This is a genomic window from Bacillus cereus group sp. MYBKT14-1, from assembly GCF_051915185.1.
Lineage (GTDB): Bacteria > Bacillota > Bacilli > Bacillales > Bacillaceae_G > Bacillus_A > Bacillus_A cereus.
Map to the genome: position 1 here is coordinate 240,538 of NZ_JBQAEF010000004.1, position 21,149 is coordinate 261,686.

Consider the following 21,149-nt stretch of genomic DNA (forward strand, 5'->3'; position numbering starts at 1 on the left):
TTACAAAAAACGAACGTACATTCTATATTAAATTAATGTAAATTAAAATACACTACTCAACATACATTTCCTTCTCTCTAAACTTCCCATTACAGACTTTTCCCCACTAAAATCCTTTAACTTTTTGCTACACCAATTCTTCAAAATCCCCTTCACATAAGCTAACGTTTTCTTATTATTTTCAAACGCAATTTTAAGTGCCTCTAACACTTTCTCTCCAGAAAGTCTTTGTATCCAATTCTTCAATTCCTTCACAATATATGGGGATAAACTACTAATATTTTGTTCATAAAACTTATAAACTTCACTATTTGGAACGTCCTCTTCTATGGTTTCCACCTCTATCTCTTCCGCTTCTTCTTTCTCTTCAATAACTACTTGTGAACTACTATTATCCTCTTCTTTTGGCATACCAAAATGCTGCAATAATAATGGAATCTTGTATTCTTCTTCAAGGCATTTACGTAAAAATATATGTATGAACTCATTACTTTTTATAGTCTTTAACTCACGTAATACGCACTTCTCCACATTCGTATTTGAAATAGGGTTATAGTGTAACCAGTTTATTATGAATACCTCTTTCGTTTCCGTATCATATAGAATCTTTCCATACTCAACAAACCTGTTTAGCAACTTCTCAACAGTCTCCATACTATAACCTGTTTCAAGCTCTGCCACACGCTTCGGTAATATATAAATACCACATTGCTTCGTTTTCGTACCAGTTAACAAATATATGTAAAAATAACGCTCCTCTGGCGTTAAATCTAATATGAATTCATCTTGCCAAAAGTTCACCTGCACATTACGGTATACCGCCATATGTTTCCCTCCACTCTTTGCTAGTAAATAGGAAAATTTTAATCCTTCATTATAAAGATAGGCATGCGGGAATGGTTTTGGCATTCGAATTACAATTTTTTTTACTACTACAACGCCGGTTTCATTTTTTCGTGCTTGTTTTGTTCTTGTAGTTGTTTTTGTTTTTGTTTTTGCTTTTTCTTAGTGATTTATTACTTGGTAGGGGCTTATGAGGGGCTTGGAAGGGCATTCTACATTACAATCTATCAAATACAATTGTTCTTCCTACTAAATAGGAGCTATTCCAAATTATTATTTTGGATAGCTCCTTTCAAATTCTTCTTATTTTTTACTTCTACCAATGTCAGCTTCTACATACAATTTCTTCTGCTATTTGCGGGCAGTAAAACTCTCATTTCAAAATTTGGTGAATAAACTGCTTGATGTAAGTGCGAGTGGCCCTCACTGATTAAAGTTTCCTTTTATTTTTGCATTGAATCTAACATCTTCACAATAAAGGCAGCCGCCTGACCACGAGTTGCTGTGCCTCGAGGATCAAACTCATTATTTCCAATACCATTAACTACCTTTAGACTGTATAATCGTTGAACCGATTCTTTGTATGTTATTAAATGCTTATCTGTAAATGGTAATGCTACTAACTCACCTGTAATTCCTTTATATCGTAATGCTTTGTCAATCATAATAGATACTTCTTCACGAGTAATTGGTGAATTAGGATCAAAAATCCCTTCACCACGACCATTAATAATTCCTGCACTTGCACAACGTTTAATACCGTCATGAAGTGATGGATGTGCCTCATTAATATCTACAAATGACTTATTTCCCTCTGGTAGTTTAAGAGCATTCGAGATTAATTTCGCAAACTCCGCTCTCGTTACATTTCGATATGGAGCAAATACACCATTGCCTTCGCCTTGCATAATACCTAGACTGTTTAATTTACGAATATGCCCTTCAAACCAGCCACCTGTAATATCATCTTTTGGTTTTTGTACTTCTTCCTTAGGCTTTTGCACTTCTTCCTTTGGTACATTGTAGTTAATTTTAATCCAACTTGGGTCATAGAAAATCCATTCTCCAATACCTACTTTATACCAACCATTTTTAACCGCTAATACTTTGTAACGATCTCCGTTTGAAGCTTTACGTACAACACGATGTTCAATACCCGCATCACTACGTACATTGATGCCACTACCATTTACCACTAGTTCCATGCTAGGTTCAGCTGGATTATTTTCATTTGGATTAAATGAGTCATTTTTATCTTGTAAAGGCGTATCAATCTGCGCATTTATATTTGCATACCACTGAATTCCTTGTACGAAACCAGCCCAATTACCTCGTGAAATTAAAATGTCAGGACATTTTTTCCCGCTCCATTGTTGATGCTTGTAAATATGATCTGCACCAATTCCTTCTTTGTTCATTAAATAACCTGCAAGTCGTTTTGCATTTTCTAACGCTTTATTGTAATCACCGTCTTGGTTAACCGCAATCTCGATACCGATAGACTCCCTGTTTCCTGAACCATCTCCATCTCCTGCATGCCAACCATTTTCGTTTGTTGGTAAGTGTTGATAAATTTGTTTATCATCTACAGTAAAATGCCATGAAGCTGTTCGGAAAGTGCCTTCAGTTGCTTGCTTGTATAAATATTTCGCATGATTTTCAGCATTAGCACCAGCAGCTGTATTTGCGGTCTCATGGATTGTAATGTAACGTGCTTTCATCGGATTCGCAGGACGAATATCAGGATTTCCTGCTGGAACAATCCACTCCACAAATGGAACTCCTGCAAGTGTTCCATATTTCTTCGTACTCTGTGCACTATATTGAATACCTCTTGGCTTTGCAACAGGTTTCATTTGACGATCAGATCCATCATTTCGACCATCTACAGATTCAAATGCCTTTTCAATGTTTGAAATAGCTTCCTTTTCTGCTACTTGTCCCTTCTTAGCATCTTGCATTTTGTTTAATTCTTCTGTTTCATCATATTTATGCTTATATTCTTCTAAAAGCATTTTTTCATTTTCAGATACTTCTGCTTCGTTAATTTGTACATGATCAGGAACTTCCAACTTGAAATTAGAATAATTTAATCCGCTCGTTCCGTGTTCTCCTTGGGCAATATTAAGTTGATCAGTTTGAGATTTGTTCATCTCTTCTGCTGATGCTGATAAAGGTACACTTCCTAAAATCACTAGACTTGTTGATAGTGCGATTACTTGTTGTTTGATTGTCTTATTCATTATTATAATAAATACATACACATTCCCGCCGTGTATGTATCTCAACCTCCCTTTATTGTCACATTAATTTTTTAAAATATGAATCTACTATGTACTTCCAATGCATTTTCTTTTTATTTATATATTTAAATTATCATATTTTATACCCATTAAGAAAATATTTATATGTCATCCCTACAGATGAATTTCATCTAACATACTTTTTATAAAATACATCAACAAACATTATTTTACAACTAATTACAAATACCGTCAAAATAATCAATTTAAACTTAGACAAATAACTGGCATACAATTTCATAATAAGAGATCCTATACTATCAAAATACATTTATTACAAATTCCCTTTAACGTTTTCAACAATCTCATTTATCGTATTCCGATCAAACTTATCACTAATTTCATATGACTCACGATCTCCTACGAATTGCACGCCTACGATATCATTGCGATCCTTACCGTATTGCACTTCAATAATAGATCCACGCTCTATTTGTTTCCAAATGAGACCTGCTTTATCTTTATTATCTAAAATAATACAGTCTTCAATATTTTCGTCAATCCCAATTAACTTATTATCATCCATATATCCAATCTCGTATTGTTGACGTTCTTTCGCTTTGCCACTTACTAATATACCTTTGCTACCATATGAGTAATCCATATAATCCTTTTTCTCCGTTTGTACCACTTTCGTCTTTTGTGTTTCAGCTTTTTCAGCAGCCCCACAACCTGTAATAAGACTGATTGGCATAACCACTATTAATACTAATCTAGTAAATTTCTTTATCATTTGTAACCAACCTCATATATTTAATGTAAAACTCCATTTATTACTTCTATTAAAGAATAACATGATACTAAGTAAACAGAACGAAAGATAACATATTATTTACATACCCACACTTTAATGAAGGACCAGGCCATTTAAACCTAGTCCTCCATAACTTTAACTTTGCTTCACATACTTAATTGTATGAAATGACGTCTCATTAAATAATTGCAAGTTTTCCCCATCATAATCTTGAACTTTATATGCTATTTTCTTTTTTTGAATTGTATCTTCTACACCGTCTACTAAACGTTTATTGAGATGTAAATAGATTGTAAAAGCTTCCTTATCATATTCCCAAGTTCCTTCAATATAATTCTTTTTATTTGGATACTCACCTTTACCATACGTTTCAAATGTCTTATCACCTTTTAAAATGAGTGACATATTGAAACCGTCTGTTCCTTGGAATCCCCAATTCCCGATTAATTCCGTACCATCTTTCACATTCTTCATAACGTTATCCGTATTAATTCCAGCTTTCTTATCTAACTCTTTCAAATCTTTCACAGATACTGTACCGTCACCGATTTTAATATCCCCTTCAAGATCTTTGAATGCCTTAAGCCAGTAAATATCTCCTTCTTTCACTAACTTTTCGGATTTCTCCATTAACTCTTTATCAGTCTTATCGCCTTTTTCTCTTTTTTCTTTTCGGGTGAATACTTCATTTATTAAAGAAAAAGACTCTCTAAAATAACCAATTGCTTTTTCAAAATCCTTTTGTTGATTTACATACTCTGTAGGGGGATTTATTGACTCAAATTTATCTAACACTTTATTTAATTCTTTCACACTATCTACTATATCTGATTTCTTTTTCTTACCGTCAAAAACATCTCTTGTAATATTGTTATGCTCCGCAAACAACTTATCAAACTCTACCCCTAATTTATACACTTTATTAGGATAGTCTTCCTTTGAAACTTTTTCTTTCTTACTATTAGACTTCGATTCTTTTACTTTAGACTCTTCCGTTTTCTCCTGTTTAGAAGTGTTCGTTTTCTCAGAAACTCCACAACCAAATAACAACATGACCGGAACTGCTACCCCTAGTAGTTTCTTTGCATTCATGACTGATTTCTCCTTCTACTTGAATAGATTACTCTTACTATACCCATCCTCTTTTTTTATCTTGTAATTAAAGTTACAACTGCAATAACTCCTAAAATTGGTCCCCAATATTCCATTTTTATAAAAAATAGCGAGTGTTTTTTGTTAAACATAACTTTTTCACCAGTTTCGGCATCTATATAAACTTTACCATCTGGCTTATTAATATATTTACCTAAATACCAAGACATAACCCCTGATATAATAAACATTACCGCCATTGGCCAACTATGATCTTGAAAATATGTAGCGTCCCCCGTTATAGATCCAAAAATAGCCTTACCCAAAAGAGTATTAATAATTACAATAATTGCGACTAAAAAACCCCAACCAGACCAAATAATCATTTATTTCTCCTCCTAAAGCATACAACTTTGTGCTTTATGTTAATTTGAACTGCAAACGAAAATGTTTAAAAAACCGAATATTCAGACATTAATAATTATATTTAGCTTACATTCGATTCTAACTGTAATGTTCTAAATGCAAATGAACCAGGTATAATTTGTAAAATTGTCGGAATAAGTAAAAAGAATAATGACATAAATAACATAACTATAGGAATCACAATCATACAAACTCCATAAACTTTATTATTAACCTTATTTACTAAATACGATAAAATGAACAACCCTATTTGAACCGTTAAAATAATAGAGTAATAAGCTAAAAGTTCGTAATCAACACCTTCCATAATATTAAACGCTACAACTATTAATATTATAGAAATAATAATTCCCAAAATGCCACCAATTAAACCTAATAAAAATTCAGGCGTTCTTTTCAATTCAATCCCCCTTTTACGAACCACTAACTGCTTGTATATTTTTCCCATTCACCATCATACCAAATATTCATTGGAAAAACTATACAAATGCATTTTTATTCTACTGTACTTTACTTCTAACTATAGATAACTTGTAGCAGTTACAAAATTAAAACCTTCACAATTACTTACTGAATTGTCATATTGAAAATTATAAATTAAAACGATAGAATTATAGGATTTATTTAATTTAACTACTTCCTTAATTCGAGAAAGTATTTTATCATCATATGAACATCCCGTTAATAACATAGAAATGTCATCACTCGCTTCTTCTAACACTTCCTTTTCAATAAAATCTTCATCTACATCAATCATATCAATATTAAAATCAACAAAAAATCTTGCTGGTATAGAGTCTCCTTCTTCATCATACGTAACATCTATATATGTATCCAACTGATCTTGCGTTTGCATATTACCGAACCATATTGAAACTATTCCATGTACTTCCATTGTAGTTCTCCTTTATTTTTTATCTTGCAGAACCAATTCTATAACTTACCGACTACTTTAAAACTCATAATTTTTATAAAAAACATTTCTTCTTTCCATTTAGTTAAATCGGGTTATTCGGAAATTCACTATCATACTTATTAATTAGCGCTTTATCATTTTCATCAATTGGTACTTCACCTAAGTATTTATGTTTCCAAATAATCATCTGATCACTAAAACTATATTCTGTATCGAACCAATTTGTATAATCGAAATGCATGTTAAATTCCCCACTATGTTCCAGAGACATTGTAAAAGAGTACCAAAGCTCTTGCTGATTATCTTTGAAAACATTTCTTAATTCCTTACTCAATTTATATAAAGAATCTTCTTTCCTTTCAAACTCCTCTTCATTAACTTCGTATTTAAAAGGAATTTCTACACTATACTTATAATTTTGTTTATTTCTGAAGTTGTTATAGAAAAAGTAAGTTCCCCCTCCAGCTTCTGATATTTGTGCATAAAAATAAAATTTCTCCCATTCTTCTGGAATCATGGCATGAACCGTTTCCGCTATCTCTCTATATAATCGATTCAATTTTATTTCCAATTAAATTCCCCCTATTTAATTTTCATCACTTACTTTTTCTATATTATACCATTCTTTTAATTAGCTCTTTATTTACACTAAAGTGTAATGTAGTTCATCTAAAAATCAAACCAAGTTTCGATGCCTTTAGAAAGTAGACATACCTCTTAAATACAATTAGTATTAAAATAAGAAATATGAAAGACTTAAAAAGGCTCTTACATGAAGGAAGGAAGTGCACAGCTATGGATTTTAAAACAGTTATGCAAGAACTTGAGGCTCTAGGTAAGGAACGAACGAAAAAAATATACATATCTAACGGCGCCCATGAGCCAGTTTTTGGCGTAGCTACAGGCGCTATGAAACCAATCGCTAAAAAAATAAAAGTAAACCAAGAATTAGCTGAAGAGCTTTATGCCACAGGTAACTACGATGCTATGTACTTTGCAGGTATTATTGCCGATCCAAAAGCTATGAGGGAGTCTGATTTTGATCGCTGGATAGACGGGGCATATTTTTATATGCTATCCGATTATGTGGTGGCAGTAACTTTATCAGAGTCAAATATCGCACAAGATGTTGCTGATAAATGGATTGCAAGTGGGGACGAGCTTAAAATGTCTGCAGGCTGGAGTTGCTACTGTTGGCTTTTAGGAAATCGCAAAGACAATGAGTTTTCCGAAAGTAAAATTTCCGATATGCTTGAAATGGTGAAAGATACAATTCATCATTCTCCAGAACGAACAAAATCCGCTATGAATAATTTCCTAAACACCGTGGCAATCTCATATGTACCACTACATGAAAAAGCAGTCGAGATTGCAAAAGAAATTGGTATAGTTGAAGTCAAACGTGATAATAAAAAAAGCAGTTTGTTAAATGCTTCTGAAAGTATTCAGAAAGAACTTGATAGAGGAAGACTTGGTTTCAAGCGTAAGTATGTAAGGTGTTAAAAGTATGAAGGTGTCAATCTAGGAGAGATTGACACCTTTTTTGTGGACATTATTAGACTAACGGAGCTGCAAGTTAAAGGGAACCAATCATTCATCTCCCACTATACATCTCAAACTTCTTCTTTCAATTTATATACCCTATCTCTTTTCTCATCATCTTTGATAAAAATAAGTTTTCCTTCTGTAACAAAACCTTCTAATAGTAAACATACTTGTCCATATGCTTTAGGCTTATTCGTAGTAAATCTTTCATCGGGTATTTTACCAGATCGTATTAATCGTTCACATAGCTCAAGCGCACTTATTTCTTCAGAATCAATTAATTCTAAAATATCTTTTTGTAATGGTGATAAAGGGACTGGTACCTTACATACCTCAGCTACCTCCACCTTTTCTTTTTCTTTTTCTTCTTCTTCTTCAAATAAATCTTCAAATGAAATTTGATTCATTACATCTGTTCCTTTCTAACGATTGATTTGTATAATATGAACTGAATCCTATAGCGTATTTATTATTATGTATTGCTTACCTTTTTTCATAAATCTCAAACTCATGTACATCGTTTCATATAGTATGTTTTGATTATACCAAATATATGTTCTGTTTTCTATTGTAGAATTTTCATAACAGAAATGAAAGTAATAGTGAACATTTTTCTTCTCTTTAGTTGTATAAAAAATCACGTAAAAAGTTTACATAATAAAATTATAGTGCTCTGTTAAATTTCTACGCTAAAACGCAAAAAAACACTCGTTGCCTTTAATCGACAATCGAGTACTTTAAGTTCATCTATTTTTAAGTAGCATAAATTGGTAAGTTTTGTAGTAACAGTATGACACCTTTTACATGTCATGACAACTACTACGTTAAAACTTACGAGTTTGTACGAGTTCGTTAATTTAATATACATTCCATGCGTTTATATTCATCGCCAAATAAAATGCTATCTCACCTAAGATTTTACTTTATTTTCTATTCTATCATTGCACACAGTACTCCATGATGGTACAACCATGATGGAGTACATACTTTCAAAAACCTTTTATTTTTTCTATCTACTTCACATATACTTTATTTTTTATTCATATATACTTATGCGTATTTAAATTTAGCACCACGAACTTTATTATATCCGTCCATAAAATATAATTTAGTATAGTAAGGTTTATAAAATCACTATAACTAAGCTCATTTATTTACTGTAATGAGTTTTTAATGTTTATTTATATTTTAGGAATATCAATTATATTTCCTGGTGACTCATTAATAAGAATATCTGAAATACTTGGGTTCCTTTTTTTTAACTTGAATATTTGAATTTTTGTTAATTCAGGGCTAAATGATATATTTTGTGTTTTAAACTCCAAATTCATAATTTTATTTTGAAGTTTTAATATAAAAACCTTCCATTCTTGTAATGGAGAATTCGAAACTTCCTCTGGACTTTCTAATAGTCGATATCCGTCTGCATAATGAAACATTAGTAATCCCGTTCCTAAGTCACAATCTTTGTTTTCAAGAATTGCATTTGGTATATCAAATCCACTATTCCAATTATAATTTGCTGCAAAACAATGAAGGATTATTGGATTATCTATATTCTTTATTCGGCTAATTGTATCCTCGTTATTTGTATTATAAAGTAATTCTTCAAGCAAACTAATATCCTTATTTTCCATTACACCTTACCATCTTACTGATATTTACTTATTTTGTATTTCCAATTGTTTTAGCTTTCTTTCCCAAAGTTCCACTGTTGCACCTTGGCTTGGGTACAATGGTAAACCATTCCCCTGTAATTTTCTTGAATTTTTTGCAAATCGTATACCTGTTTTTGTAAACTATCAATACTTTGGTTAATATCCATTTTATTTAATGCTCTTGCAACTACTTCATTGTAAACAGAATGATATCCTCTGTGTCTATCCATTGTACTTATATTATCATCTGGTACTCTTAGAAAAATACCGTTTGATGAGTCATCAAAGTTCATACCTATCTTTTTAATTACAAGATTACCTGCCATTTCAGAAGGAATAATATGCTGTGCTTGATATTCACTCCATTTAGTTGAACGTTTAAGCCCCATTTCTGTCATCATATTTTTTCCTAATTTAGTAGAATTTCCTCCTGTTACAATACCCGGAGTACCAGGAATAATCCTACTACCTTCATCCGTACCCTTAACCCCACCACTCTCCAAATTCGAGATCCTACTCTGAATACTCGCCTTTGAGGCATCATGGGCTTCTTGGAATTTCCCGCTATAGTTCGTTCCAGTTCTAACGACACTTCCATTTGGCAGTATTTCTACACCTTTAACGAATCGGGATACGGTGTCCGTGTCCACAACTTTTACTAATTATATAATACTAGTAATTTGTGTTAACTTTAATTCACAAAAATAATTTTTAAAATTTTATAGCATGCCTATCTATAAAAAAAGCACTTGTTGCCTTTCGTAGACAATCAAGTGCTTTAAGTTCATATGTTTTTAAGTAGCATAAATTTGTAAGTTTTATAGTAACAGTATGACAACTACTACGTTAAAACTTACGAGTTTGTACGAGTTCGTTAGTTTCATGCCCATTCCATAGTTTATATTCATCGCCCAATAAAATGTCATCTCGCCAAAGCTCGCACTTTGTTTTCCATTCTAGAATTGCACATTGTACTTACAAAATCACTATGTTTTTTATATTAAGACCGCTCTTCTTCATACTTTTTCATTCTTGCCATCAGTTCTTTGTCTATTTCATCTGTTAGTTCTCTATTTAAATATTTATACTCAAAATATTCAATTCTATCTGAAGGACCAAATTCTGAATCATTCCAGTTAACATAACTAAACCGAACTGTTAATTTCCCTTCACCATTCACAATCATTGTAACTGAAAACCACGCCTCTTGTTGATTATCAATAAATACTTGTTGTAATTGAACTGTCAAATCAAATAATTCGTGCAGAAATTGATTATAAATTTTTCTATCAACATTATACATTCTAGGTATATAGTGTGAATATTTATATTCTTGTTTTTCATCTAAGGTTGTATAGAAAAAATAAACTCCTCCTTCCCCATCTTTCACCTCACCATTGAAGTAAAACTCTTCCCATTCAACAGGTATCATATCGTTTATCTTTTCAGCAATTTTACGATAAAGTTTATTTAATTCATTTTCAAATGACATATTATTTACCTCCTGCTTTATTTAAAATTTCACGTATAACCGGTTTCTTCCCTTGAATTTGATATTCTACCATGAACGAATTTGGTCTCATTGATTGCCCACTATATACTGGTTCAATCTTTACTGTTACTTTTTTAGGAGGCTTTCCACCTAACGCATTAGCCCACTCTTGCTCCATATTATACCACTCTCCACCAGAGCGATTAATTTGTCTATTTTGAGCAATCAAATTATCAATATCTCCAGAACCATGGAATTGAGTTCCTATCAAATGCCCACCATCATCATCCGGCAATCTATCTTCTCTTCCTGCAGCCACTTGCATTCCTGTGTTTCGTTTTCCTTTTTGAAGTATTAATTCTCCTGCCTCAACATCTACTATTCTACCAAGCTCATCTGTTGTATATTTATAACCATCCTCAGTAATATAACGCACGTTTGGCGCAAGTTCTTTCCTTCCATTTTTCCCTTTAATAATGTGCTTCCCAAGATCTTTCTCTTTTATTTCAGTTATCTTAGGAGTCTCACCCGTACCCTTAACCCCTCCACTCTCCAAATTCGAGACCCTACTCTGAATACTCGCCTTTGAGGCATCATGGGCTTCTTGGAATTTCCCGCTATAGTTCGTTCCAGTTCTAGCGACACTTCCATCTGGCAGTATTTAGTATTTCTACACCTTTTACGAATGGGGTTACGGAGTCCACACCTTTTGCTAATGTATTTCCAATTATATAATACCAGTAATTTGGGTTAGCCTTAATTCACAAAAATAATTTTTATAAATTTATAGCATGCTTATCTATTAAAAAAGCACTTGTTGCCTTTAGTAGACAATCAAGTGCTTTAAATTTATATGTTTTTAAGTAGTATTAAATTTGTAAGTTTTGTAGTAACAGTATGACACCTTTTATATGGTAACAAGTAATACATTAATACTTACGAGGTCATTATTATTATGTCCTTTCCATGTCTTTTCAATAAAATATCATCTCACCTAATTCTCACGCTTTTCTTTCTAATACAGTTGTAAAAATAAAAAATTCAATAGCCACTACGTTCTCCTAACGTTGCCATTGAATTCCTTTACTAAGCATGTACCTTTGTCAACGTGCAAGTAACCAACAAAATAGGCACATTTCTCAATTTATTTTCTATCTCTATTATCACCCCTCCCAAATCCAAAACATTTTTATTATTTCGAATTCAGGAGGTGAAAAGTTTAAATGCATTTGTAGTAACACATGGTGTTATTAAAATTGTACGTGGCCAAAAATAGCACATTCTAGGTGGTTATGCAATCTTGATATTAACTTATAAAAAAATCTTGATCGGATTCAAGGGTGAAGGCATACAACCTTAGGCCTATCTATAATATTTGATACACCTTTCTTGAAAAGGAATTCTATCATCAAGCAACACCTCTTCTTGCAGGATTTTTGTTATATTCTCTATTTTCCCAATGAATAATGCATAAAAGTCGCCCGAATTTGGATATAAAAACAGACCAAATCCCTTTGGTGACAGTATTTTGTTGGCCATCTTGATCTTATCGGGTAAAAATTCATAATTAAATGCTTCTAATCTCTCAAGTTCTTCTTGTGTTGCTAATTCAATTTGGTGGGCAAATTCGTAATCAAGAATAAAATTGACAATTTCTTGGTATTGCTCACCTTTATAGTCAACGTATAAAAACTGTTTCGTTGTCAATCCATATTTTAATAGGTCTTCATGTAAGTCATAACTTCCTTGTTCCTTCAAAAATGTTTCCAAATCCTTGCTATCAGGAAATATAATCTGCGCTATCCCTTGATCAGGCATCTTAGCTTCCTCCCTTTTATTGAAATAATTCTCCATGCTTGTTAGGAATATATTCCGGATAGTTTTCACGATAAAATTGATCAATCATCTGAAGTACGGGATCCCATTCAGGATATGACTCATGTTCCCCAAATACCATTCTAGCTTCTGGAGTATTCATCAGAAAATTATCGATTTGAGTAGGTACTGGCAACCCTAGTTGTTTCCTTACATGGATTAAAAATAATATTTCAAAAGGATAAAATCCGTATCTGAAATCACCAAATTCACCTAGCTGTCCGATTTCAGAAGCTAACGCAGAATGATACTGAGACATTATCGAAATTAGATATTCTATTTCTTCTAATTCACGAGTCGACCAACGTCCTAACACTTCATCATATATATTTAGGTCTTCAGGGATTAAATCGCATCGCAGTTCAGCTTCTTTAAACTTATTTTTCACGACTAGATGCAATTTTTCATTTGTCCCCATGATGGTTTTATTTCTATACTGCGAGTATAGCTCTAGCAAAAACCAAATATGTCTATTCTCTTCATTAGCATCTATTAAATGTCCACCGAAGTGATGAACCATAAAATCATATAATATATTTTCTTCTTTCTCCCATCCATACATTGCAAAATGAACTAATGTGAGGACGACTTCTCTAAACGTATACCCCAAAATCATCTTTGGATATCTGATTTTATAAAGATCTTGTCCCATGCACTGGTAAAATAAGACTTTCTGCATGTTCTTTAATCCTTCTACATTGTTTCCACCGCTTATCAATACATCGTTTTTCCATAGTGACAAGTGATATGAGAAAATTTTGCTTAAATTTATTAGTAGGATGTGATCTTTCTCTGTTTCATTTTGCTCAACAATTTTCTCAATCTTTCTTCTACTGATATTATATTTATCTTTCACATCTTCAAATTTGATTCCATCCACAAAATTTTTGCTATATTTTTTAAAAGCCATTTCTAACTTTTTTTGGTTTATCATTGTATCCTCCCTATGAATTAATCTATTTTCTTATTCCAATCCTTTACCTTTAACTCATCAACACCGAATCCAGTATCAGTATTCTTTATATCTGTTTCAACTCTAATAAAATCGAATTGTAGATCCGGACTCTCCAAATTCGAGATCCTACTCTGAATACTCGCCTTTGAGGCATCATGGGCTTCTTGGAATTTCCCGCTATAGTTCATTCCAGATTTAACGACACTTCCATCTGACAATATTTTTACACCTTTAAAGATTGGGGATACGGAGTCCGCAACTTTTGCTAATGTATTTTCAATTATATAATTTTCACGACTTAATCTATCTAACAATCCTTAAAAATAATCTATACTGATTTTCACTTATTTATCAATCTCTAATATCTCTAAGAAAAAAGCACCCGCTACCAATCATAGGTTTTCGAGTGCTCAAATGTATATAATCCCCATCATATTTAAATCATTTTTAAGATTTGTTCCTTCACATTTTCATCAAATTTGGCTCCTTCTACCTTTGCTCCTGTCCAAACTACATTGTCAAGTTTAGCACCGGTAAAATTCGCGCCCGTAAAATCACCATTTAAAAGGGTCGCTCCCGTTAAATCTGCGTCAGTAAAATCTGCATTTCTAGCGTTTACTTCTGATAAATTAGCATCTTCTAAATATGCTTTTTCAAAGTTACCTTCTGTAAGATTCGCGTTGCTGAAATTTGTTCCCGTACAATCAGCCTGTTCCGCATTGATTCCTGCCAAATTTGCATGGCGAAAAGTAGCATGATTTAATATCGTTCCAACTAATTCTCCATATGAAAAATCAACTTCATCAAAACATGTTTCAAAACAACTACTTATATTTACCTTTGCATATTTCATATTGGCTTTAGAGAAATTAGCTTCACCAAATCTACAATCTGCAATATGTATTTCCTCTAAATTACAGCTCCTGAAATCAGCAAACTCAAAATCACAATCAAAAAAAGATGCTCTCATTAGTGAAGAAGCTCTTAAATGGACTTGTTTTGCCATGATTCCCTCTGCCATCACCTCTGACAAATCAGAAAAAGTAAAGTCTAAATTGCTCATATCTAGCCCATCTATAATTTCATCATTGTATTGAGATCTATTTAATATTTCCATGACTCTTATTCTATCATTACCATTCTCATTCATTATTACGATCTCCTTTCATTTAGCTTTTCAGATAGTCCTTCCAAGCAATATTTGGAGAATAAGTTACACCCATTTGATCTTCATCAAAACTTGGTATAGCCATTACTTGTGCTGGTTCCAAATACTTCATTACTTGTAGCCAATTATCAAGTAATGTATCACTATCACTCTCTAATGGATTATTTAAAATATCAATACAAAGGCCACCCCAATCTAGCTCAGATACCACAGCTGGACTATTTTGTAATAATTCCTTATCAAACATTTCTAAAATATGACCGCTAAAGTATGTTCTAGCCCCTACCCCTAAGGGACCGTTAGGAAGAAACCTAACTGGTATTGGTTGGGAAGATATTTCCATCCACATTTGTAATCGTTCACGTTCGGTATTCCACGGATATGATAAAGGCCAAAAAATTTGAGTTACTCCATAACTTGGTTTCGCAATTTCTGCAATTTGGTCAGATAACTCAAAAAAAGCAGGCCATAATTTTTTAGATATCGATTTATGAAACTCAAACTTCAAAAATGAGCGATGACTCCAGTTAACTTCAAAACTCCCACTATAGTTCACCGATTTATCACGATAAAGGTAAACTTCTGATACTTTATGCTCTGAAACTACTTTTTCCAGGATTTCCTGACGATTATATTCTACTCGTACCATTTCACTGTTACCCCAATGAGTAGGAGCAAATTTTTCATTTGACTCAAACACATCCAAAAGACGACCTAATACTTCTTCTTCGTTAAAAGATACTGTAGGATACATTGTAATTGAGAAAAAATCAGGTTTCATGTATATCCTCCTTAATACTAAAAAATATAGTCACATAATAATTTTTATTCATAGTTTTTTCCATCGCCCTCCACCAGGTAAACGTGAATTGCCCTCCCATTTATGAGTCACTTTTCCACTACTTGGGTCAGTATAGTAAATCCCACTCTTTTCTCCTAAAGGCCCACTTGGTCTTGGTTTAGGAGGAATCCCATTCAAATCAGGTTTATCACTTGATATTGTCACAATATGATTTCCACTTTTATCTTCGAGCATCTCTCTTTCAGCTCGCATTTGACTGTCATTATGAATAACGTGTTCTTTGTCACTTATTTTGTGTTTGTGATCATGAACTAAATCGATTTCATCCTTAGCATTACGACCTATACTATCCGGACGCGTAAGATGCCCTTCACTGGATGTATACGTAACAACCTTGCCAGAGTTATTGTCCTCTAATGTACGATTTAGGTGTTCTCCCAAAGCTTTTCTCCCTTTTATTTCTTCTTCTCTTCCTCGCGCTTTGGCTTCATCTATTTTCATTCGATAGTATTTTTCTCTTTCCGGAGTTAACTTAATTTTGTTTGGGTTTGTCTTACTACTATCACCCGTACCCTTATCAGATGGATTTACAAATTCAATATCTTTAGGAAAAGACCTCAATGGTATGTACGATAGGAATAACCTTCAAGATTAATTTTTCCATTTGCATAAAAAAACAGCAGAGATTTTTCTAGTACCTATCTCTACTGTTTTTTCATTAACTTCCAAAACGAACTAATTTTTCATACTCTGTTATGTGTATTTATAACAAATAGTAATGCTTAAATTGCAACATCTTGGTATCCTACCCTAGCTACTTCTTCATTTATTAGACGAATACCTACCCCATTTTCCATGTCCCATGTACAATCAAATGTTAGTCCAATATATCTGCCTTCAAAGCGTCTAGCAGATGGGACATAAATCCCCACTAGCCTGATCCTTTCAAGAAGCTGATCAATCGTTTCAATTAAAGGATAATTTTCATTATATGAAACATCATACCCAAGCTCATGTCGTTTTTGCTTGTAATAATCTAAAATTGGTTGCAAAATACTTTGTTGAAGATGCCCCCAATTTTGTATTAAAGAATTATACGAAGCATACTGTTTTTCACTAAATTCACCATCTTCTTCACCATCTATCATCAAAGCAATATCGGCTTCTTTGCCGCAAAACTCAATGGTAGTATCTCTACTCCAGACATAATCATATTCAAGCTCACCAAAAACTTCATCATTTATTTTCATTTTAAATTTTCCCCTTTCTATTTATTGGCAAATTCCCCTGGCTTAAACGCTCCTGCATTTATCTCTCCTACGCCGCCAAGATGCCCAAATTTGCCATTTATTTCTGATGGTACAAGTTGGATAGTCTTCACATCATTTAATTCGTGCCACGTTAACTTGTATTCTTCTCGATAATCTGCAATGTCTCCCGCTTTAATTTTCCCAGGAGTCATTCCAAATTTGCTTGCCAACTCTGGTGAATTGTTAAGCTGTTCAGCCAACTTTTGATCTGCTTGTTTAAAATTAATAGTTCTAGCTTTTGTTCCGTGCTTGCCGGTCCCGCCTAACATGTATTCAATTTCAAATTGCGCTTTTGCTACTGGTGAAAAATCAGGAACTCCATTTTTATACTCAATTCCATTAATACCAGCTTCATTTAAGATTTTCTGTAACGTAGGATCTGGTGGTGGTTTTAGAGTACATAAAGACTCACCTCTAACCCCTTCAAAAACGACATTTGAATTCGTTTCTGCGGGTGTTTGCTTGAATCTTGATTCATATGTACTGGCAAATTCCTCTTGCTTGAAGGCTGGTGGAACTTCAGCCTCTCTATTACCCGTACCCTTAACCCCACCACTCTCCAAATTCGAGATCCTACTCTGAATACTCGCCTTTGAGGCATCATGGGCTTCTTGGAATTTCCCGCTATAGTTCGTTCCAGATCTAACGACACTTCCATCTGGCATTATTTCTACACCTTTAGCGAATGGGGTTACGGAGTCCACACCTTTTGCCACTAGACCTTTAATGAAGTAGTCTGCATCATTAATTTTATCTACGGTTTTCCAACCTTGTATTTTTAAATTTTTTAATAGATTATTTTCCTTAAGCGATTGTACCACATTTTTACCCAAATTTGGATTAAAACCAGGCATTCCTTCTTTGAATTTTAATAATTTGGCTAAATCAGCTAATTCACTCGTCCCTTTGAATGCTTTTACTCCTTTTCCTACCGCTCCAACAACTGGGATTGCATCTAATCCGCCAAAAATGATGTTTCCTACCCGCTCTTCTTGGCTCAATTTCCGGTGTGTTCCCCAGTCTTCTCCGTCGATACCACTTTTTATTTGTACAGCGCCGTATACTACTGCGGCAGCGGCCCCGAGTGGTGGACAAAGGATTGTTGTGATGATGATTCCTACGCCTATTCCTATGTCTCGCACCATTTCTAGTTTTTTCTGTTCATCTTCTATCGATTTGTATTCAAATCCTCGTGTGGATGGGACTACTTTCTTGTATTCTTCATAATTTAATTTTGCATCTGGATTTTGTTTTTTTAGTTCTTTGTACTCCGCTCTCAGTACGTTATCAAATGCAGGTGAATCTTTAAAAATATCTTCTACTGTTATTTTATCTTTCTTCTTCTGTATTGTTTGTGGTACACTTCCGTAGCCTGCATGCGCACCTGGTAATACTGTCGTTGTTGTAGAGCCAATTCGGTTATTTGTTTCAAAACTGAGAATAGATGTATCTCTCATTTTTTGAGCGAATTTATCCATTTCTACTAAAAAAGGTTTATCTATATGTTCAGACACCAATCGCCCTGCTTCTCCGCAATATTTTTGTAATGTCGTATAACTATCAAGTAATTCCCCGATTTTTTGCGATTGATCTTTAGGATTAAAATGGATACTACCATCCGAGTCTAAATCTCGTATTCTTCCATCAATTCTTTTTAATGATTCATTTGCTTCCCGTAATTTCATGAGTGCATCTTTTGTAATTCGATTCATACCATCCCCCATGTTTTGCCATGGTTCAGGTCTATATTTCACATCCATCTCGTTTTCATCCCCCCAGCCGTATGGTGATTTCTACAACTTACTTAATATTTCACGTAATTGTTCGTCCTTTTCAAGCATTTCTACACATACATTCCCTACAACTGTCGCTGATCTAGAATAGTGTTCAGCCAATTCTAGTGTTTTGTGTAATATATCAGGATATTTTTCAATTACTCTCATCGCTTCACCTTTTTGATAAAAATCACAGCTTAATAAACTCTCAATATTCGTTCCAATGACGTCTACATGGATTTTATATATATTTTCTAACTTCATTACTATATCTAGTAGTTCTTGAAAATTAACTAATACTTCTTCTCCACCACCAGAACCACTATCTCCCATTGATACTTGCATTATTGAATACCTCCTAACGAGAATTGTCTCGGGTCAATTAACTTTTTATATGGCATTTTTAACACGTCATACAATTTCTTATTAACCGCATAGAGGCTCACCCAGTCATATCGATTACGATCTACATCTATTTGAACGAAATCTTCTCCTTCAGTGAAATATAAGAAACATTCCCATTTTCCTCCTCTATTACTTCGAGGCCTCGTATACGTTTCTATCGCTATAACGTTTTTATTTGATAAATCTTTTTCCTCAAATGTTTGTTGTTCTTCTTCTGTCATTCTCTTTGAGAAAAATGTATCTTCTATTTCCCTCGGTTCTCTCAATAAGAAAGGGATGCGTGTTAATAAGGAAAAATATACGTCTGGCTTTGGTATGTAGTCGATCTCGTATTTTTTATTTGGTTCTATTTCCGTTAATACAGCCACTCGGTCTTTATCCTCTTTCAAAAAGCCAATTAATACATTATTCATTCTCGTGTATTCATGACAACTTTCATATTCCTTTAATAGTTCAATTATTTGAAAAGCTGCAGGGGTAATTCCATTTTCACTTGTAAGTAGGCCTTTTTCTTTTAAACTCGTAGTTGCTTTCGTGACACATTCTGCATCAAGTAAAATAATTGCGTCACGGTTTGGCAATCCAAATATATCGGTAACCCCAGCTGCACCTGCGAGAACATATAATTCAGCAGGTGCAAAACTCATTTCTTTCCCCATTCTTTTATCCCTCGTTTCTCCATCACAGTTGTTTTATCGCCCTTACTTCCGATTTATCTCCGTACGTTTGAATGCTTTTATCTAACTCTTTCAAAGCTTTCGTATGTCCTTCAAATGCCTCTACCATTTCTGAATTATATTGAATGATCAAATCAAGATAACTTAAAAATGCATCTCTCGTTTTTCCATTCCATTTCGCACCTGTGACATATGCTTTTAAGTCTTTCGCTTGGTTTAAAGAATCCTTCATACCATTTTCAATGTTTTGTGCGTAAGAAATGGCACTTGCAGTGTTACTTCCTATAATTTCAACCTCTTTACCACTCATGTTAGTTCCCCCACATTCTTTGTATGCTTAATGGATAAGTTTTTCAAATTCCTTTTTCTTTTCTTCAAAAGCCTTGGTCGCTGCAGCGTATGCTGACGCTTTCTCCGATTCTGCTTTCGCTTTATATTCCAAATACTTTGCATAAGCTGTACTTTTTGCAGATCCAATATCGCTTAATGCACTTTTAAAATAGGATAATACTGTATTTAAGTCTTCATCCTTTTCATGACGTTTTTGTTCAAATTCAACTGCCGGAATTTTATTAGCTTCTAAGCCATTACTTTTACTCTCATAATCTCTCTTCGCTGATTCAGCCTCTTGAATGAATTGCTTTAACTCTCTTTCTTTATCTTTTAAATAATCATGTAAATCATCATACCGATCTCGTTTCCTCGCACTTTCTGTAAAACCAGACGCATTTAAAAAAGCATTGTACAATTCATCTAACATCTTTCTCCCCCTTTAGCACAATAACTATGTAGTTAAATCCGTATATTTAAACATGAATATTCATTACATTAAGAATTAACAAATAATTATTTTTACATATTGCTATTTTATCAAAGGGATTTTAACATTTCCATATTTTATGAATGGCTTTCGCATTTTTCTTCAATAAAGTGAAACTTTAATCAATATGACTATGTATTTATTATTACCTTTTATCCAATTCATTCGTATTAAATCCTTGCTTGAGAGTAAGACCAGTTCTTTCTTATTTCATCAACAACTATTTCTGGATAATCCCAATGAAGCGTACGAGTAGGCTCCCTGATTCGTTATACTATTCCTTAGGCTGTTTTATTTCTATATTCATTCCAATATTTTGGCTCAGTCGCGATT

The 21,149-nt window shown here is 33.4% G+C and carries 24 protein-coding genes and 2 pseudogenes; 1 reads left to right on the forward strand and 25 read right to left on the reverse strand.

Translation table 11 applies throughout. From position 1 onward, the window contains the following. Positions 1 to 42: 42 nt before the first annotated feature. From ACTFO4_RS13600 to ACTFO4_RS13635, 8 genes are all read right to left on the reverse strand, one after another. The gene (locus ACTFO4_RS13600) at positions 43 to 825 is read right to left on the reverse strand and encodes a DnaD domain-containing protein (protein ID WP_017674151.1); all 783 of its coding nucleotides are present in this window, start codon (positions 823 to 825) and stop codon (positions 43 to 45) included. A 461-nt stretch (positions 826 to 1,286) separates the two neighbouring features. Then, positions 1,287 to 3,086, reverse strand: coding sequence for an S-layer homology domain-containing protein (locus ACTFO4_RS13605; RefSeq protein ID WP_061457515.1), 1,800 nt, complete (start codon positions 3,084 to 3,086; stop codon positions 1,287 to 1,289). A gap of 334 nt (positions 3,087 to 3,420) precedes the next feature. Then, entirely contained in the window at positions 3,421 to 3,879 is a 459-nt protein-coding gene (locus ACTFO4_RS13610; RefSeq protein ID WP_061457469.1) for a hypothetical protein, read from the reverse strand. Between the two features lie 156 nt (positions 3,880 to 4,035). Next, positions 4,036 to 4,992 carry a DUF3994 domain-containing protein gene (locus tag ACTFO4_RS13615; RefSeq protein WP_061457470.1) on the reverse strand — a complete coding sequence of 319 codons (957 nt, stop codon included), beginning with the start codon at positions 4,990 to 4,992 and terminating at the stop codon, positions 4,036 to 4,038. Positions 4,993 to 5,048: 56 nt separating this feature from the next. Next, complete coding sequence (locus ACTFO4_RS13620; protein ID WP_000587854.1) at positions 5,049 to 5,378, reverse strand: hypothetical protein; 330 nt, start codon at positions 5,376 to 5,378, stop codon at positions 5,049 to 5,051. A gap of 101 nt (positions 5,379 to 5,479) precedes the next feature. Beyond that, positions 5,480 to 5,818 carry a DUF4064 domain-containing protein gene (locus ACTFO4_RS13625; RefSeq protein ID WP_061457471.1) on the reverse strand — a complete coding sequence of 113 codons (339 nt, stop codon included), beginning with the start codon at positions 5,816 to 5,818 and terminating at the stop codon, positions 5,480 to 5,482. 120 nt (positions 5,819 to 5,938) lie between these two features. After that, positions 5,939 to 6,313 (reverse strand): immunity 22 family protein, encoded by a 375-nt coding sequence (locus tag ACTFO4_RS13630; protein ID WP_061457472.1) that lies wholly within the window; start codon positions 6,311 to 6,313, stop codon positions 5,939 to 5,941. Between the two features lie 103 nt (positions 6,314 to 6,416). Next, positions 6,417 to 6,905: an antitoxin YezG family protein gene (locus tag ACTFO4_RS13635; RefSeq protein ID WP_440014343.1), complete on the reverse strand. Its 489-nt coding sequence runs from the start codon at positions 6,903 to 6,905 to the stop codon at positions 6,417 to 6,419. Between the two features lie 224 nt (positions 6,906 to 7,129). Between ACTFO4_RS13635 and ACTFO4_RS13640 the strand changes: the two genes are divergently transcribed. Continuing rightward, positions 7,130 to 7,837, forward strand: coding sequence for a DNA alkylation repair protein (locus tag ACTFO4_RS13640; protein WP_440014345.1), 708 nt, complete (start codon positions 7,130 to 7,132; stop codon positions 7,835 to 7,837). Between the two features lie 110 nt (positions 7,838 to 7,947). On the opposite strand, the gene ACTFO4_RS13645 is transcribed toward ACTFO4_RS13640, so the two are convergent. From ACTFO4_RS13645 to ACTFO4_RS13725, 17 genes and pseudogenes are all read right to left on the reverse strand, one after another. Next, positions 7,948 to 8,286, reverse strand: coding sequence for a DUF3895 domain-containing protein (locus ACTFO4_RS13645; protein ID WP_061457475.1), 339 nt, complete (start codon positions 8,284 to 8,286; stop codon positions 7,948 to 7,950). 774 nt (positions 8,287 to 9,060) lie between these two features. Beyond that, positions 9,061 to 9,516, reverse strand: coding sequence for a DUF4274 domain-containing protein (locus tag ACTFO4_RS13650; RefSeq protein ID WP_000428105.1), 456 nt, complete (start codon positions 9,514 to 9,516; stop codon positions 9,061 to 9,063). A gap of 50 nt (positions 9,517 to 9,566) precedes the next feature. Further along, entirely contained in the window at positions 9,567 to 10,187 is a 621-nt protein-coding gene (locus ACTFO4_RS13655) for an AHH domain-containing protein (RefSeq protein ID WP_371128378.1), read from the reverse strand. 350 nt (positions 10,188 to 10,537) lie between these two features. Next, positions 10,538 to 11,029, reverse strand: coding sequence for an immunity protein YezG family protein (locus ACTFO4_RS13660; protein ID WP_000007322.1), 492 nt, complete (start codon positions 11,027 to 11,029; stop codon positions 10,538 to 10,540). 1 nt (position 11,030) lies between these two features. Then, a pseudogene (locus ACTFO4_RS13665) lies at positions 11,031 to 11,733 on the reverse strand (DNA/RNA non-specific endonuclease). Between the two features lie 658 nt (positions 11,734 to 12,391). Further along, positions 12,392 to 12,847 (reverse strand): hypothetical protein, encoded by a 456-nt coding sequence (locus ACTFO4_RS13670; RefSeq protein WP_001113308.1) that lies wholly within the window; start codon positions 12,845 to 12,847, stop codon positions 12,392 to 12,394. A 16-nt stretch (positions 12,848 to 12,863) separates the two neighbouring features. Next, a complete protein-coding gene (locus ACTFO4_RS13675) occupies positions 12,864 to 13,838 on the reverse strand; it encodes a hypothetical protein (protein WP_061457478.1) in 975 nt (324 codons plus the stop codon). A 128-nt stretch (positions 13,839 to 13,966) separates the two neighbouring features. Further along, positions 13,967 to 14,173, reverse strand: a pseudogene (locus tag ACTFO4_RS13680) (HNH endonuclease); the annotation flags it as partial. Between the two features lie 122 nt (positions 14,174 to 14,295). Further along, complete coding sequence (locus ACTFO4_RS13685; RefSeq protein WP_061457479.1) at positions 14,296 to 15,009, reverse strand: pentapeptide repeat-containing protein; 714 nt, start codon at positions 15,007 to 15,009, stop codon at positions 14,296 to 14,298. Between the two features lie 19 nt (positions 15,010 to 15,028). Beyond that, a complete protein-coding gene (locus ACTFO4_RS13690; protein WP_061457480.1) occupies positions 15,029 to 15,808 on the reverse strand; it encodes a hypothetical protein in 780 nt (259 codons plus the stop codon). Positions 15,809 to 15,856: 48 nt separating this feature from the next. Beyond that, complete coding sequence (locus ACTFO4_RS13695; protein WP_061457481.1) at positions 15,857 to 16,450, reverse strand: hypothetical protein; 594 nt, start codon at positions 16,448 to 16,450, stop codon at positions 15,857 to 15,859. Between the two features lie 161 nt (positions 16,451 to 16,611). Then, entirely contained in the window at positions 16,612 to 17,079 is a 468-nt protein-coding gene (locus ACTFO4_RS13700) for a DUF6985 domain-containing protein (protein ID WP_017673907.1), read from the reverse strand. 17 nt (positions 17,080 to 17,096) lie between these two features. Beyond that, on the reverse strand, positions 17,097 to 18,899 hold the full coding sequence (locus ACTFO4_RS13705; RefSeq protein ID WP_078421333.1) for an HNH endonuclease: 1,803 nt from the start codon (positions 18,897 to 18,899) through the stop codon (positions 17,097 to 17,099). A gap of 33 nt (positions 18,900 to 18,932) precedes the next feature. Beyond that, positions 18,933 to 19,259, reverse strand: coding sequence for a hypothetical protein (locus tag ACTFO4_RS13710; RefSeq protein ID WP_001198201.1), 327 nt, complete (start codon positions 19,257 to 19,259; stop codon positions 18,933 to 18,935). Further along, positions 19,259 to 19,978, reverse strand: a complete 720-nt coding sequence (locus ACTFO4_RS13715) for a DUF5081 family protein (protein ID WP_000514125.1) — start codon at positions 19,976 to 19,978, stop codon at positions 19,259 to 19,261. Before ACTFO4_RS13715 ends, ACTFO4_RS13710 begins: the two co-directional genes overlap by 1 nt. 22 nt (positions 19,979 to 20,000) lie before the next feature. Continuing rightward, a complete protein-coding gene (locus ACTFO4_RS13720; protein WP_000014535.1) occupies positions 20,001 to 20,306 on the reverse strand; it encodes a WXG100 family type VII secretion target in 306 nt (101 codons plus the stop codon). Between the two features lie 27 nt (positions 20,307 to 20,333). Then, on the reverse strand, positions 20,334 to 20,756 hold the full coding sequence (locus ACTFO4_RS13725; protein WP_061457482.1) for a hypothetical protein: 423 nt from the start codon (positions 20,754 to 20,756) through the stop codon (positions 20,334 to 20,336). Positions 20,757 to 21,149 lie beyond the last annotated feature (393 nt).